This is a genomic window from Cupriavidus sp. 21MJTG02-4 (assembly GCF_057798975.1).
Window position 1 is genome coordinate 383651 of record NZ_JBYOJP010000001.1, and the last position, 13101, is coordinate 396751.

The following is a 13101-nucleotide window of genomic DNA, read 5'->3' on the forward strand; positions in this document are numbered from 1 at the left end:
GATTCAACAGGTATGATGGCAAATCGGCCGCAGACCTGGCGGGGAAACTCGCGGGGATCACCCGAAAGTGCACCATAGGGCCACGGCAGGCGCCGATTTTACAAGAATCCGCGAAGAGCGCGGGCAGCCGGCCCCAGAGGCCCGGTACAAGCCGTCCCGATGCGCCGCGTGGCGCACGACGCGGCGCGCCGGCCGTCATCTTTGCGCAACAGCGCCCGATCCCGCCGCCCCGATGCCTCACGACACCGCCGACCTGGAGTCCCTGCGTCCTCACCTGTTGCGCTTTGCCCGGCTCCAGTTGCGCGACGAGGCACTGGCCGAAGACGCCGTGTCCGACACCCTGCTGGCCGTGCTGGAGCACCCGGAGCGCTTTACCGGCCAGTCGGCGCTGAAGACCTACCTGATCGGCATCCTCAAGCACAAGATCATCGACCTGCTGCGCAGCGGCCGGCGCGAAGTCCGGCTGGCCCTGGCCACGGACGACGACGGCGAGACCCGCTCCGAACAGGACGCCTTCGACGCGCTTTTCACCCGCAACGGCCACTACCAGGACATGCCTTCCGACTGGGGCGACCCCGACCGCACGCTGGAGCGGCGCGAGTTCTTCGAGGTGCTGCAGGCCTGCGTCGACCGCCTGCCGGCGAAGACGGCGCGCGTGTTCATGATGCGCGAGTGGCTGGAGCTGGAGACCGAAGAAATCTGTCAGGATCTGCAGCTCAGCGCGACCAATGTCTGGGTGATCCTGTACCGCGCCCGCATGCGCCTGCGCGAATGCCTGGAGCTGAACTGGTTCGGACTCCCCCCCGGCGCCGGCAAGGCGCGCTGAACCGCCCGCAAGGAACCCATGCGAGATTCGCCACGTTCTAACCGCCTGTTGCCGGACTGCGAGGAAATTCACCACCTCACCATGAAGGCCATGGACCGCCCGCTCGGCTGGACCGAGCGCGTGCGCATGCGCGGCCATCTGCTGATCTGCGCGGCGTGCACGCGCTTCGACGCGCAGATGCGGCTGATGCGCTCGGCCATGCACCGCATGGGCCAGGATGGCGAGGAGCCGCCGCGGAGCCGGCCATGACCGATCCGTCCACCGTCCTCACGGGGCAGCTGCGCCCGGTCGAACACTGCAGCGAATGCGGCGCAGGCTTCGTTTGCGGCTATGTGGCCGGCCTGCCCGAGTGCTGGTGCGCCAGCCAGCCGCTGCTGCCCGCGCGCAGGATCGTGCCGGACCAGCATTGCCTGTGCCCCGCTTGCCTGAAAAAGAGGCAGGCGCAACTTCAGGCGCCGGACTGAAGTTTTGGCGCGGCTTGAGGCCGTGCCTCTGGAGCCGAACTCCACTGCATTACCACCATGCCGGCGACGATCAGCGCCGCGCCGGCGAGACGCCCCGGCGTCAGCGCGCGCACCGCGAAGCCAGCCAGCCCGAACTGATCGACCAGCAACGCCGCTGCCACCTGGCCCGCGACGACCGCGGCGATAAAGCCGCCGGCGCCCAGGCGCGGCGCCACGAGCAGCGCCGCCGTGATATAGAACACGCCTAGCACACCTCCGATCCACATCCATGCCGGCTGGCGAGCCGCAACCGGAAGCGCTGGCAGCGGTACCTTCAGCAACCACAGCAGCGGCACGATGACGGCAAGGCTGACCAGCAGCGACACCACGGTGGCCCATAGCGGATGCCCGAGCGCCCGGCCCAGCGTTGCATTGGCGCCGGCCTGGATCGGCATCGCGGCACCGGCCAGCACGGCGGCGGCAAGGGGGAAAAACAGGTTCGCGGGCAGGGTCGTGCCTGACATGGCGCACTCCGTAAGGCAATATTCGATACCCGATAGTGTGAAATATCGCAGAATGAATTTCCAATTCTGCTTTCATACGTTTAACATTCGTGGAATGAATACCTTACGCGGAATCGACCTGAACCTTCTGGTGGTGCTGGAAGCACTGCTGGCCGAACGCCATATCTCGCGCGCCGCGCTGCGCCTGCACCTGAGCCAGCCCGCGGTTAGCCACGCATTGGGGCGCCTGCGCCAATTGCTGGATGACCCCATCCTGGTACGCGGCAAGGGCGGCCTGGTGCCGAGTGCCCGTGCGCATGAAATCTCCGGCCCTCTGGCCGAGGCGCTGGCGCAGGTCCGCATCCTGCTCGGGCCGGGTGGATTCCAGCCGGCCACGGCGCGCCGCAGCTTCCGCCTGGCCATGTCCGATTACGGCGCGCTGGTGGTGCTGCCGCGGCTGCTGCGCGCGGTGCGCAAGGCCGCGCCGAATATCGACCTGGTGGTGACCCATGCCAGCCGCGAAGCCATGACGGCGCAAGTGGCCGATGGCGAGATCGACATGGCGCTGGGCGTCTTCTCGCATCAGCCTGAAGACGTGCACGCGGTCGCCCTGTTCGAGGAAAGCTACGCTTGCGCGGTCGATGCGGCCACCGTGCGCGATGCGGGCCGGCTGGATCAGGTCGCCTACCTCGCGCGTTCGCATGTGCTGGTCGCGACGCACAGCGAGCGTGTGGACGCCATCGACGCGGCCGTGGCAAAAATTGGGGGGCGCCGCAAGATCGCCTGCGTGGTACCGCACTGGAGCGTGGCGCCGGCGCTGATCGCGGGGACCAACCTGGTCCTGACCACCGCACGCCGCAGCCTGGCCGCGCTGGAAGCGGACCCACGCTACGCGGTGTTCGATCCGCCGTTCGCCCTGGAGAACTTCACCTTCAGCATGATCTGGCACGACCGCACGGACGCCGATCCGGGGCATACCTGGCTGCGCGAGCGCGTGCAGGCCGCCGCGGCCACTCAGGAATCGGACGAACCGATCAGCTTGCGCGGCTGACGCCGCACCGGCGACTTGCCTGCCGCGTTGCCGGTCCGAGGCGGACCTGGCTTGCGGCCAGCGCCCTTGTCACGCGGCGGCGGCGTCGCGCCCGTGCCGCCGCGGAACACCATCTTCTGGCGGGTGCCGAGCTGCTTGTTGGCCATGGCTGCCCCGCAGTCCAGTCAGATTCAGTGCTTGTGATCGCCGTGGCCAGCAGGGCTGGCGGCACTCGCGGTCATATCGCGCACTTCGGCGTTCACCTTTTGCTCGATGATTTTGCCGCCCTGCTCGATCTTGAGCGTGATAGGCACCGTGTCGCCCTTCTTGAGCGGGCCTTTCAGGTCCATCAGCATCACGTGGTAGCCGCCGGGCTTGAGTTCCACGTTCTGCATCTTCGGCAGGTCCAGCGACTGCACCTGGCGCATGCGCATGACGTTGCCTTCCATCTTCATCTCGTGCAGCTCGGCCGCCGCGACCGGCGACGACACGCCGACCAGCTTTGCATTCTCATGCGCGTGCAGCACCATGAAGGCGCCCGACGCCGTCTGGGTCGGCACCGTGCCGCGCACCCAGGCGTTGCTGACATCGACCTGCGCCAGCGCGGCGCCCGAGGTCAGCATGGCGAACGAAGCGGCCAGCGTGGCCGCGTGGAGTTTGGCTTGCACGAATTTGGCTTGCACGAATTTGGCTTGCATAAAGGGCTCCCCGAAAGCAGACATTAGACCATGCCACCGCAGGCTGGTGCCGGCGGCGCGGATAACCCGATAGTCTGGCAGCGCCGCCCCCGCGCGACCAATGCGGCAAGGTGTCGCACTGGCCGGCGCCTGCAGGCGGCATTGATACACTCGCGTGCATGCATGCCGTCCCCGCCGTGACCCCGCCCGCCCTCACCGCCCTCACCGCCCTCACCACCTCCCCGCTTCCGGCCGGCCCGGCCGCCCGCCCGAGCCTGGTGAGCCTGCGCCGGCTGTTCTGGCTGCGCTGGGCGCTGCTGGCCGGGCAGGCACTGGGCATGATGTCGTGCGAGCCGATTATCGGCGTCGCGCTGCCGACCAGCCCCCTGCTGGTGGTCTTCGCGCTGCAGGCGCTGTTCAACGTGCTGACCGGCCTGCGCCTGCGGCTGCACACCCGCCACGGCTCGGCGCCCGGCGAAGCCGAGCTGATGGGCCAGTTCCTCGTCGACCTGACCGCACTGTCCGCGATCCTGTTCTATACCGGCGGCGCCACCAACCCCTTCGTCTCGTTCTACCTGCCGGGCCTGGCCATCGCCGCGGCCATCCTGCCGTGGCGGCAAGTGGTGGCGCTCGCCTGCTACGCGCTGGCCTGCTATACGGTGCTGCTATTCGAGTACCTGCCGCTGGACCTGCACGATCCCGACAAGGCGGTGAACTACCACCTGGCCGGCATGTGGCTGAATTTCGTTGCCAGCGCGGTGATGATCGCCTTGTTCGTGGCACGGCTTTCCGGCGTGCTGCGACAGCGCGAGGCGCAACTGCACCTGGCCCGCGAACAGCTGCTGCGTGAAGCGCGCGTGGAAGACCTCAATGCCCAGGCCGCGGCGGTCGCACATGAGATCGGCACGCCGCTGGCGACGCTGGCGGTCATTGCGGGCGAACTGCGCGGCGACGCCTCGGACCGCGCGCGCGGCGCCACGCCGGTGGCCGATTACCTGCCGGACCTGCTCACCGTGGAGCAGCAACTTGAGCTGTGCCGCACGATCCTGGCGCGCCTGCGGGAAGATCCGGCAACGCTGGCGCCGCAGCGCATCGACGCGTGGCTGGGCAGCTTCGCCGAGCGCTGGCAGCTGCGCCACCCCAATGCCACGCTGCAAGCCAGCACCTCGCCGCAGGCTGGCGAACTCGCGATCGAGCCCGCCCGCGTGGGACAGATCCTGACCATCCTGCTCGACAACGCCGCGCGCAGCCAGCAATCGGCCGGGCGCGCGCAGGTGCCGCTGCAGCTCGACATTGCGCTCGAGCACGGCGACCTGGCGTTTCGCGTGAGCGACCGCGGCGACGGCATTCCGCCCGCGCTGCACGCGCAGTTGGGCGAAGCGCCCGTCGCCAGCCCGCACGGCGGCCAGGGCATCGGCCTGTACCTGGCGCAAAGCGGCGCGCGGCAAATGGGCGGCGGGCTCGCGTGGCAAGACCGTCCCGGCGGCGGCACCGTCGCCGCACTGCGCGTGCCGGCCTCTTCCACCCTTGCAGTGAATCCGTCATGACCGTTATCCACCATCCGGTTCCCGAGTCGATCGCGCCGGCAGGCTCGCCCTTCCTGGTCATCGACGACGATGCCGTGTTCTCCGGCACGCTGGCCCGCGCGCTGACACGCCGCGGCTACGCCGTGCAGGTCGCGCACAACACCAGCACGGCGCTTGCGCTGGCCGCGCGCACGGCGTTCGCCTACGTCACGCTGGACCTGCACCTGGGGCCGCCGCCCGAGGCGGGCAGCACGGCCGCGGCCGAATCGGGCCTGCAGTTGGTGGGGCCGCTGCGCCAGGCGCTGCCGGACGCGCGCATCCTGGTCCTGACTGGCTACGCGAGCATTGCCACGGCGGTCGCCGCGGTGAAGCAGGGGGCGGATGAATACCTGGCCAAACCCGCGAACGTGGATTCGATCCTCACCGCCCTGATGGCGGGCATCTCGGAAGATGCAGCGGAAGCCGCGCTGGAAGAGCCGGTGCCGCTGTCCGTGGCGAGGCTCGAATGGGAGCATATCCAGCGCGTGCTGAACGAACACGGCGGCAATATCTCCGCGACTGCGCGCGCGCTCAACATGCATCGGCGCACGTTGCAGCGCAAGCTGGGCAAGCGCCCGGTGTCGCGCTAAGCCAAAGGCGATTCCGCTCAGTCAGCGGTGGTCCGTTACAGGCGCAGTTGTACGTAGTCCCACTCGAGCGCGTCGCCCGCGCCATCGGGGCCATCGCCCTGCGCGACGACGCGCAAGGCATCGCTCGCGTGGCGGTCCGCCAGCGTGAAAAGCTCTCCGGATTGCAGTGCCAGCGTGGCGGCGGCGACCGCCGCGGCGCCCAGGTTGCCGTGATGGGGGGCATGCGCGGTGGCGTTCGCCGGACGCATGCACAGGAATGCAGTGGCCGCCGCCAGCGTGGCCAGCAGGCCGGCGGTCGCGATCATGACGCGGCTGAATTGTGTCTTCACCAGGTTTTCCTCCTGCCAGTAGGTAGTTTGCAATGCGGTGGCTCCCGCATCTGCCATGGGGCTCAAGGTGCGCAAGCGTCTCATTGCGCGATGGGTGTGCGCCAGTGTGCTTACCAATGCTTACCAACCTTACCGACAGGTGGCACCCCGATACGCCCTGACATGAAGCCGTGTCCTAGGAGGCCGCAGCCAAGGTGCGGCACTAAGCCGCATCGGGCGCCAGCCCGCGCCGCCGCGTGCAACGCTAGACTGGCGGCCTGACAAGGAGCCCTTCATGCATTTCCCGCTTTCCCCGCGCCGGCAGGCGCGCCAGTGGCTGCTGCCGGCGGCGCTGATGGCACTGTCCGCCACCGCATCGGCCCACGTCGTCTTCGAGCAGAAACAGGCGGAAGCCGGCAGCTATTACAAGGGCGCGCTGATGGTCGGCCATGGCTGCAACGGCAGCGCCACGCGCGCCATCACCGTCACCATTCCCGAAGGCGTGCAGGGCGCGCATCCGCAGCCCAAGGCCGGTTGGCAACTCGAGGTCAAGCGCGCGCCGCTGGCCAGGCCGGTGCAGTCGCACGGCAAGCTGATGACCGACGACGTGCGCACGCTGCGCTGGTTCGGCGGCACGCTGGCCGACGCGCATTTCGATGAATTCGTGATGCTGATGAAGTTGCCCGAGCAAGGCGGCAAGCTCTACTTCCCGGTGGTGCAGGAGTGCGAGAACGGCACGGCCGAATGGACACAGGTGCCGGCCGATGGGCAGACCACGCGCGACCTGAAATCGCCCGCCGCGGCACTGGAGGTGCTGGCGCCCGAGGGGCACGCGCACGGACATTCGCACTGATACGTCCGACGCGGACGCAAAAAAGGGCGCACCTGGTGCGCCCTTTTTGCTGGCCGTCAGCCGCCGCGCTTACAGCACGTAGCGCGACAGGTCTTCGTTCACCGCCAGATCGCCAAGCCGCTCGTTCACGTAGGCGGCATCGACCGTCACCGTCTCGCCCGATGACTTGGTCGCGTGGAACGACAGGTCTTCCAGCAGCCGCTCCATCACCGTGTACAACCGGCGCGCGCCGATGTTCTCGACCTTCTCGTTGACCGAGAACGCGATCTCGGCCAGCCGGCGGATGCCGTCCGGCGCGAACTGCAGCTCGACCCCTTCGGTCTTCAGCAGCGCCTGGTACTGCTTGGTCAGGCTCGCGTCGGTCTGCGTCAGGATGGCCTCGAAGTCCTGCACGGACAGCGAATCGAGCTCGACGCGGATCGGGAAGCGGCCCTGCAGTTCCGGAATCAGGTCGCTCGGCTTGGACAGGTGGAACGCGCCCGAGGCGATGAACAGGATGTGGTCGGTCTTGATCATCCCGTACTTGGTGCTCACCGTCGTGCCTTCCACCAGCGGCAGCAGGTCGCGCTGCACGCCCTGGCGCGACACTTCCCCGCCGCCCATTTCGCTGCGGTTGGCGATCTTGTCGATCTCGTCCAGGAACACGATGCCGTTCTGCTCGACGTTGGTGATGGCCTTGTGCTTGAGCTCTTCGTCATTGACGAGCTTGGCGGCCTCTTCGTCGATCAGCAGCTTGAAGGCTTCCTTGACCTTCATCTTGCGGCGATGCTTCTTGCCCTGCCCCATGCCGGCGAACATCGAGCGGATCTGCTCGGTCATTTCCTCCATGCCCGGCGGACCCATGATGTCCATGCTCGGCAGGCCGGCGGCGACTTCCAGTTCGATGTCCTTGTCGTCGAGCTGGCCTTCGCGCAGCTTCTTGCGGAACACCTGGCGCGTGTTGGAATCCTTCTCTTCCGGCTGCGAGAAGCCAATGTCGCGCGGCGGCGGCAGCAGCACGTCGAGCAGGCGGTCCTCGGCCGCCTCTTCGGCCTTGGTGCGCACCTTCTTCATCTCGGATTCGCGCGTCTGCTTGATGGCCATCTCGGCCAGGTCGCGCACGATGGTATCCACGTCACGGCCGACGTAGCCGACTTCCGTGAACTTGGTCGCCTCGATCTTGATGAAGGGTGCATCCGCCAGCTTGGCCAGGCGGCGCGCGATCTCGGTCTTGCCGACGCCGGTCGGGCCGATCATCAAAATGTTCTTGGGCGTGATTTCCTGGCGCAGCGGATCGGCCACCTGCTGGCGGCGCCAGCGGTTGCGCAGCGCCACGGCCACGGCTTTCTTGGCCTTGTTCTGGCCGATGATGTGCTTGTCGAGTTCGGAAACGATTTCCGACGGGGTCATGGTATGCGACATGGTATCCGTTCAGTGGGGGCGGGCCGGCCCGTGCGCGGGCCGCGCGGCGCTTATTCCAGCGTTTCGATGACGAAATTGGTGTTGGTGTAGATGCAGAGCTCGCCGGCAATGGTCAGCGCTTTCTCGACCACGTCCTTCGGCGCCAGCTCGGTGTTCTCCACCAGCGCCTTCGCGGCCGACTGCGCGTACGAGCCGCCCGAGCCGATCGCCGCGATGCCACCCTCGGGATCCAGCACGTCGCCGTTGCCGGTGATGACCAGCGTGGTGTCGCGGTCGGCGGTAATCAGCATGGCCTCCAGCCGGCGCAGCGCGCGGTCCGAACGCCAGTCCTTGGCGAGGTCGACCGCGGCGCGGGTCAGGTTGCCCTGGTACTTTTCCAGCTTGGCCTCGAAGCGGTCCAGCAGCGAAAACGCGTCGGCCGTGCTGCCGGCAAACCCCACCAGCACTTTGCCGTTGTAGATGCGGCGCACCTTGCGTGCGGTGCCCTTCATCACGATATTGCCGAGAGTGACCTGACCATCACCGCCGAGCGCGACCTGATTGCCGCGGCGGACGCTGACGATGGTAGTGCCGTGATACTGTTCCATGGTGGCTTCCGTGAATATGTCAGGACGGTAGGTGGCGACGCATCAGTCCGGTTTCAAGGGCCGCTGGGTGCTACGCCATCTGCAGGTGCGCAGTCGCATCCACGCAATCTGACAAATATAGGACGCCGCCGCGCCCGGTACGGTTCGGTCGCCCGCAAAACAAAAAGGCCATGCGCAGTCGCATGGCCTTTTTGCTGGTTCGAGGCAGGCAGCACCAACCGGCGCCCCCGCGTCTCGCATCACTCAGTCGGCATAGACGCCGGCCTTCTTGATCACCGGGGTCCACTTGTTGATTTCGGCGCTCAGGTAGGTGCGCAGCGAATCCGGCGTGGCGCGCTGTGCCGGCACCGCCTCGGCCCCCAGCTCGGCCATCTTGGCGCGGAATACCGGGTCGGTCACGGACTTCTGCAGCGCGGCCGACAGCTTGTCGATCACCGGCTTCGGCGTGCCCTTGGGTGCGTACATGGCGTGCCAGACCTTGACTTCGACGCCCGGCATGCCCTGCTCCTGCGCGGTCGGCACGTCCTTGAACGCTTCCACGCGGCGCGCCTGCATGGCCGCGTACGGCTTGACCGAACCGGCCTTGAGGTGGCCAGCCAGGTTGGTGGTCTGGTCGCACAGCAGGTTGACCTGGCCGCCCAGGATATCGGTCAGCGCCGGTGCGGCACCCTTGTACGGCACCGTGGTCAGCTCGGTCTGGATCGCGCTCTGGAACAGCAGGCCGCACAGGTGCGAGGCCGAACCGATGCCGGCATTGGCCAGCGACAGCTTGCTGGCATTGGCCTTGATGTACGGCAGCAGGTCCTTGAAGCTGTTCGGCGGCAACTGCTTGTTGCCGACCATGATCATCGGGACGTCGGCAATCTCGCCCACCATCTCGAAGTCCTTGAGCGGATCGAAGCCCAGGTTGCGGTACAGCGCCGGGGCGGTGGCCATGCCGATATGGTGGATCAGGATCGTGTGGCCGTCGTTCTTGGCTTGCGCCACCTTCTTGGCCCCGATGGTGCCGCCGGCACCGCCCAGGTTCTCGATCACAACGGTCGAGCCCAGGTGCTTGGACATGATCGCGGTCAGCTCGCGCGCGACCTTGTCGGTCGGGCCGCCAGCCGAGAACGGCACCACCGCCGAGATCGGCTTGCCGCCCGGAAACTCCTGAGCCTGCGCGCCGGCATATGCGCCCATGGCGCCCACTGCCGCGATGGCGGCGACCAATTTTGCAACTCGTTTCATAGTGCTCTCCAATTCTTTCCGTCTGCAAAGCGCCGCCGGTGCCGGATGCCGCGTGTCATGACGCGGTCCGTGCGCAATCAGGCGGGGTAGTCCCGTTGCGCGATCGACCATGGCTGTTGGCAGCGCGGCCCATTCGACTGTATGGCCTGTATGGCGGCCGGGCCGGGCGTTGATGTTACCAACTGCAGACATCCGAACGGAATCAGGGCTAACCCGCTGCAACTTGATGCGACAGGCAGTGAGAACATACGAGCCACTGCGGCCAGCCCACACGCAACTGAATTGCAACAGCGCAGGGCCTATGGTTAAATCTTCCGCATGACCCGTCTGATCCCGAGCCAGCCCGATACCCCACCGGCGCCGGCCGTTTTCGAAGCAGCCCAGGAACGCTTGCGCCGGCTAGGCGCGCGCGTGACGCAGCCGCGGCTGTGCATCCTTGCCTGCCTCATCGCAAGCGACGAAGCCCTGACGCACCAGGCCGTGATCGACCGCCTGCCCGGAGCGGGCGAGGCCATCGACCGCGTCACGGTGTATCGCGTGCTGGACTGGCTGGTGGAACAGGGCGTGGCGCAGAAGCGCGCCGGCAACGACCGGGTGTTCCGCTTCAGCCTGATCGAGCACGAGGCCGCGCGCGCCGAGGTGCATCGCCAGCACAGCCACTTCCACTGCACGCGCTGCGACCGCACCTTTTGCCTCGACGACGCCAGCCTCCCGGCACAGCCCGCCCCGCCGCGCGTGCCCAGCGGCTTTGCCATCGAACATGTCGAACTGACCGTGAACGGCGTGTGCGCCGACTGCGGCGCGCGCATGCCGCGGCCGCAGGGCAGCCCGTCCTGAGACGTCCACTATTCCCCCGGAGAACCCACCCATGTCAAAACTGATCCCGGTCACGATCCTGACCGGCTTCCTCGGCAGCGGCAAGACCACCCTGCTCAAGCGCATCCTCACCGAGCAGCACGGCATGAAGATCGCCGTGATCGAAAACGAATTCGGCGAAGAAAACATCGACAACGAGATCCTGGTGCAGGACGGCCGCGAGCAGATCGTGCAGATGAGCAACGGCTGCATCTGCTGCACCATCCGGGGCGACCTGGTCCAGGCGCTGTCCGACCTGATGACCAAGCGCGACGCCGGCGAGTTCGATTTCGACCGCGTGGTCATCGAAACCACGGGCGTGGCCAATCCCGGCCCGGTGGCGCAGACCTTCTTCATGGACGACGAGATCGCCTCGCGCTACCTGCTGGACGCGGTGATCACGCTGGTCGATGCCAAGCATGCCCATCTGCAGCTCGACAAGCAGGAAGAGGCCCAGCGCCAGGTCGGCTTTGCCGACGCCATCTTCATCACCAAGTCGGACCTGGTCAGCGAAGCCGACGTGGCCGACCTGCGCCACCGCCTGCTGCATATGAATCCGCGCGCGCCGATCCGCCAGGCCAATTTCGGCGAAACGCCGATCGACACCATCTTCGACCTGCGCGGCTTCAACCTGAACGCCAAGCTGGAGATCGACCCGGAATTCCTCAGCGCCGACGATCACGACCATGGTCATGGCCACGACCATGATCACAAGCACGAGCACGGCGAGCACTGCGGCACGGACTGTGGCCATGACCACAGCCACGACCACCACCACCATCACCACCACACCGACCACATCGCGTCGTTCGTCTTCCGCAGCGACAAGCCGTTCCACTACGGCAAGCTCGAGGAATTCCTGTCCGGCATCCTGGCCGTCTATGGCGAAAAACTCTTGCGCTACAAGGGCGTACTATATATGGAGGGTGTGGACCGGAAAGTCGTGTTCCAGGGTGTGCACCAGTTGATGGGCAGCGACGTCGGCGCCAAGTGGGAGGATGAGACTCCCGGCACCAAGATGGTGTTCATCGGCGTGGACCTGCCCCGGGATGCGATTCTGAAAGGCCTGGCCAACTGCCTGGCCTGAGTGCGGCAGCCGCCTCATGGCGGCCCCTCGCTACGTGTCGTCCCTGGCATCTCCCCCATTCGGGGTACCGGGGAAACACCGAAGTTATGGCAAGGCCTTTTCCGTATCTTGGAAAATTTTGTTCAAGTACAATAGGCCGGATTTGATACCGACGGCGCACCTTTTTCCCGCCGCCGGTGTTGCAGGGCGGCGGTTGTCGTCAGCACGAGGCAGGCCGCCGGCAGGTGCGGTCGCAGGGCTTCGTGCGGAGACCGCCCTCCGCTTGGGGACCCGGCACGCGCCGTTCCATACCGACGCGAGAGAGAGGTGTCCCCATGACAGCCGCAACGAAGACGAAAGAAAGCCGCAGCAAGACAGGTAGTGCCGCGGCAGAGACGCTCAAGGCGCAGTCTGTGAAGGCTGCGCCGGCTCCCCGCGGCGGTACGGCCCACGCCGGCGCGGTCGAGACCAAGGGAGGCCCGCGAAGCAGCAAGACTGCAGCCAGCCAGAGTGAAACGTCCGCCCCGCGCAAGCACGCGGACACAGCACCCGAGCGGACCCAGACGCCGCCGGTCAGATCAACAAGAGAATCAGCAGCAACCATGAGCAGCAACAAACTTCTGACTGAAGCTGAAATCCTGAAGATGAGCGACAAGGATTACATGAACGAAGCGCAGCTCGCCTTCTTCAAGCATCGCCTTGAGCAGCTGCGCGACGAAATCCTGAAGAACGCTGATCAGACCACGGAACACCTGCGCGAAACGGTCATCGTGCCGGATCCGGCCGACCGCGCCACGATCGAGGAAGAGCACGCCCTGGAACTGCGCACGCGCGACCGCGAGCGCAAGCTGCTCAAGAAGGTCGAGCAGTCGCTGACCCGCATCGAGTCCGGCGATTACGGCTGGTGCGAGGAAACCGGCGAGCCGATCGGCGTGCCGCGCCTGCTGGCTCGTCCGACCGCCACGCTGTCGCTCGAAGCGCAGCAGCGCCGCGAACTGCGCCAGAAGCTGTTCGGCGACTGAGCCGCGCGCCCGCCGCTGAGCAACCCGACGGCCCGGATCTCCGGGCCGTTTTGCTTTGTCGCGGCACGACGACGACATTACTATGGTGTAAGCCCGCAGCTGTCGGCGGCAGGGTCTTTCTGGTACAGTCGCAACTTTGTTGCAA

At 66.7% G+C, this 13101-nt stretch carries 17 protein-coding genes; 10 read left to right on the forward strand and 7 right to left on the reverse strand.

Features of this window, described 5'->3' with window-relative positions; all coding sequences use genetic code 11:
* Window positions 1-232: 232 nt before the first annotated feature.
* Genes AC3FKH_RS01865 through AC3FKH_RS01875 form a run of 3 tightly spaced genes read left to right on the forward strand, consistent with a single transcriptional unit; the run spans window position 233 to window position 1290 of the window.
* Window positions 233-826: a sigma-70 family RNA polymerase sigma factor gene (locus AC3FKH_RS01865; RefSeq protein ID WP_488672440.1), complete on the forward strand. Its 594-nt coding sequence runs from the start codon at window positions 233-235 to the stop codon at window positions 824-826.
* An 18-nt stretch (window positions 827-844) separates the two neighbouring features.
* Window positions 845-1075: a zf-HC2 domain-containing protein gene (locus tag AC3FKH_RS01870; protein ID WP_488672442.1), complete on the forward strand. Its 231-nt coding sequence runs from the start codon at window positions 845-847 to the stop codon at window positions 1073-1075.
* Window positions 1072-1290: a cysteine-rich CWC family protein gene (locus tag AC3FKH_RS01875; protein WP_488672444.1), complete on the forward strand. Its 219-nt coding sequence runs from the start codon at window positions 1072-1074 to the stop codon at window positions 1288-1290. Before AC3FKH_RS01870 ends, AC3FKH_RS01875 begins: the two co-directional genes overlap by 4 nt.
* Here the strand turns inward: AC3FKH_RS01875 and AC3FKH_RS01880 are convergent.
* Window positions 1275-1793: a DMT family transporter gene (locus tag AC3FKH_RS01880; RefSeq protein ID WP_488672446.1), complete on the reverse strand. Its 519-nt coding sequence runs from the start codon at window positions 1791-1793 to the stop codon at window positions 1275-1277. The two genes, AC3FKH_RS01875 and AC3FKH_RS01880, sit on opposite strands and share 16 nt — an antisense overlap.
* Before the next feature lie 94 nt (window positions 1794-1887).
* On the opposite strand from AC3FKH_RS01880, the gene AC3FKH_RS01885 reads away from it, so the two are divergent.
* Window positions 1888-2823 carry a LysR family transcriptional regulator gene (locus AC3FKH_RS01885; RefSeq protein ID WP_488672448.1) on the forward strand — a complete coding sequence of 312 codons (936 nt, stop codon included), beginning with the start codon at window positions 1888-1890 and terminating at the stop codon, window positions 2821-2823.
* Here the strand turns inward: AC3FKH_RS01885 and AC3FKH_RS01890 are convergent.
* Both AC3FKH_RS01890 and AC3FKH_RS01895 read right to left on the reverse strand, forming a co-directional pair.
* The gene (locus AC3FKH_RS01890) at window positions 2787-2969 is read right to left on the reverse strand and encodes a hypothetical protein (protein ID WP_488672450.1); all 183 of its coding nucleotides are present in this window, start codon (window positions 2967-2969) and stop codon (window positions 2787-2789) included. The two genes, AC3FKH_RS01885 and AC3FKH_RS01890, sit on opposite strands and share 37 nt — an antisense overlap.
* 24 nt (window positions 2970-2993) lie before the next feature.
* On the reverse strand, window positions 2994-3470 hold the full coding sequence (locus AC3FKH_RS01895) for a copper chaperone PCu(A)C (protein WP_488672880.1): 477 nt from the start codon (window positions 3468-3470) through the stop codon (window positions 2994-2996).
* Between the two features lie 188 nt (window positions 3471-3658).
* Between AC3FKH_RS01895 and AC3FKH_RS01900 the strand changes: the two genes are divergently transcribed.
* Both AC3FKH_RS01900 and AC3FKH_RS01905 read left to right on the forward strand, forming a co-directional pair.
* Window positions 3659-5026 (forward strand): ATP-binding protein, encoded by a 1368-nt coding sequence (locus AC3FKH_RS01900; protein ID WP_488672452.1) that lies wholly within the window; start codon window positions 3659-3661, stop codon window positions 5024-5026.
* Window positions 5023-5634, forward strand: a complete 612-nt coding sequence (locus tag AC3FKH_RS01905; RefSeq protein WP_488672454.1) for a response regulator transcription factor — start codon at window positions 5023-5025, stop codon at window positions 5632-5634. Before AC3FKH_RS01900 ends, AC3FKH_RS01905 begins: the two co-directional genes overlap by 4 nt.
* 35 nt (window positions 5635-5669) lie before the next feature.
* On the opposite strand, the gene AC3FKH_RS01910 is transcribed toward AC3FKH_RS01905, so the two are convergent.
* On the reverse strand, window positions 5670-5966 hold the full coding sequence (locus tag AC3FKH_RS01910) for a hypothetical protein (protein WP_488672882.1): 297 nt from the start codon (window positions 5964-5966) through the stop codon (window positions 5670-5672).
* 271 nt (window positions 5967-6237) lie between these two features.
* On the opposite strand from AC3FKH_RS01910, the gene AC3FKH_RS01915 reads away from it, so the two are divergent.
* On the forward strand, window positions 6238-6795 hold the full coding sequence (locus AC3FKH_RS01915; protein WP_488672455.1) for a YcnI family copper-binding membrane protein: 558 nt from the start codon (window positions 6238-6240) through the stop codon (window positions 6793-6795).
* 69 nt (window positions 6796-6864) lie between these two features.
* Here AC3FKH_RS01915 and hslU read toward each other — a convergent pair whose 3' ends face one another.
* From hslU to AC3FKH_RS01930, 3 genes are all read right to left on the reverse strand, one after another.
* Entirely contained in the window at window positions 6865-8196 is a 1332-nt protein-coding gene (gene hslU, locus AC3FKH_RS01920) for an ATP-dependent protease ATPase subunit HslU (RefSeq protein WP_488672457.1), read from the reverse strand.
* A gap of 50 nt (window positions 8197-8246) precedes the next feature.
* Complete coding sequence (gene hslV / locus AC3FKH_RS01925) at window positions 8247-8783, reverse strand: ATP-dependent protease subunit HslV (protein WP_483710158.1); 537 nt, start codon at window positions 8781-8783, stop codon at window positions 8247-8249.
* Between the two features lie 243 nt (window positions 8784-9026).
* Window positions 9027-10013 carry a tripartite tricarboxylate transporter substrate-binding protein gene (locus tag AC3FKH_RS01930; RefSeq protein ID WP_488672459.1) on the reverse strand — a complete coding sequence of 329 codons (987 nt, stop codon included), beginning with the start codon at window positions 10011-10013 and terminating at the stop codon, window positions 9027-9029.
* A 318-nt stretch (window positions 10014-10331) separates the two neighbouring features.
* Between AC3FKH_RS01930 and AC3FKH_RS01935 the strand changes: the two genes are divergently transcribed.
* The 3 genes from AC3FKH_RS01935 (at window position 10332) to dksA (ending at window position 12956) form a co-directional block, all read left to right on the forward strand.
* Window positions 10332-10850, forward strand: coding sequence for a Fur family transcriptional regulator (locus tag AC3FKH_RS01935; protein ID WP_488672461.1), 519 nt, complete (start codon window positions 10332-10334; stop codon window positions 10848-10850).
* Window positions 10851-10881: 31 nt separating this feature from the next.
* Window positions 10882-11955, forward strand: coding sequence for a CobW family GTP-binding protein (locus tag AC3FKH_RS01940; protein WP_488672463.1), 1074 nt, complete (start codon window positions 10882-10884; stop codon window positions 11953-11955).
* A gap of 581 nt (window positions 11956-12536) precedes the next feature.
* Window positions 12537-12956, forward strand: a complete 420-nt coding sequence (gene dksA / locus AC3FKH_RS01945; RefSeq protein WP_211947140.1) for an RNA polymerase-binding protein DksA — start codon at window positions 12537-12539, stop codon at window positions 12954-12956.
* Window positions 12957-13101 lie beyond the last annotated feature (145 nt).

Bases quoted from the DNA above. Each gene is read 5' to 3' on its own strand.
- AC3FKH_RS01865 (WP_488672440.1), top strand. From the start codon at position 233: ATGCCTCACGACACCGCCGACCTGGAGTCCCTGCGTCCTCACCTGTTG.
- AC3FKH_RS01870 (WP_488672442.1), top strand. From the start codon at position 845: ATGCGAGATTCGCCACGTTCTAACCGCCTGTTGCCGGACTGCGAGGAA.
- AC3FKH_RS01875 (WP_488672444.1), top strand. From the start codon at position 1,072: ATGACCGATCCGTCCACCGTCCTCACGGGGCAGCTGCGCCCGGTCGAA.
- AC3FKH_RS01880 (WP_488672446.1), bottom strand. From the start codon at position 1,793: ATGTCAGGCACGACCCTGCCCGCGAACCTGTTTTTCCCCCTTGCCGCC.
- AC3FKH_RS01885 (WP_488672448.1), top strand. From the start codon at position 1,888: ATGAATACCTTACGCGGAATCGACCTGAACCTTCTGGTGGTGCTGGAA.
- AC3FKH_RS01890 (WP_488672450.1), bottom strand. From the start codon at position 2,969: ATGGCCAACAAGCAGCTCGGCACCCGCCAGAAGATGGTGTTCCGCGGC.
- AC3FKH_RS01900 (WP_488672452.1), top strand. From the start codon at position 3,659: ATGCATGCCGTCCCCGCCGTGACCCCGCCCGCCCTCACCGCCCTCACC.
- AC3FKH_RS01905 (WP_488672454.1), top strand. From the start codon at position 5,023: ATGACCGTTATCCACCATCCGGTTCCCGAGTCGATCGCGCCGGCAGGC.
- AC3FKH_RS01915 (WP_488672455.1), top strand. From the start codon at position 6,238: ATGCATTTCCCGCTTTCCCCGCGCCGGCAGGCGCGCCAGTGGCTGCTG.
- hslU (WP_488672457.1), bottom strand. From the start codon at position 8,196: ATGTCGCATACCATGACCCCGTCGGAAATCGTTTCCGAACTCGACAAG.
- hslV (WP_483710158.1), bottom strand. From the start codon at position 8,783: ATGGAACAGTATCACGGCACTACCATCGTCAGCGTCCGCCGCGGCAAT.
- AC3FKH_RS01930 (WP_488672459.1), bottom strand. From the start codon at position 10,013: ATGAAACGAGTTGCAAAATTGGTCGCCGCCATCGCGGCAGTGGGCGCC.
- AC3FKH_RS01935 (WP_488672461.1), top strand. From the start codon at position 10,332: ATGACCCGTCTGATCCCGAGCCAGCCCGATACCCCACCGGCGCCGGCC.
- AC3FKH_RS01940 (WP_488672463.1), top strand. From the start codon at position 10,882: ATGTCAAAACTGATCCCGGTCACGATCCTGACCGGCTTCCTCGGCAGC.
- dksA (WP_211947140.1), top strand. From the start codon at position 12,537: ATGAGCAGCAACAAACTTCTGACTGAAGCTGAAATCCTGAAGATGAGC.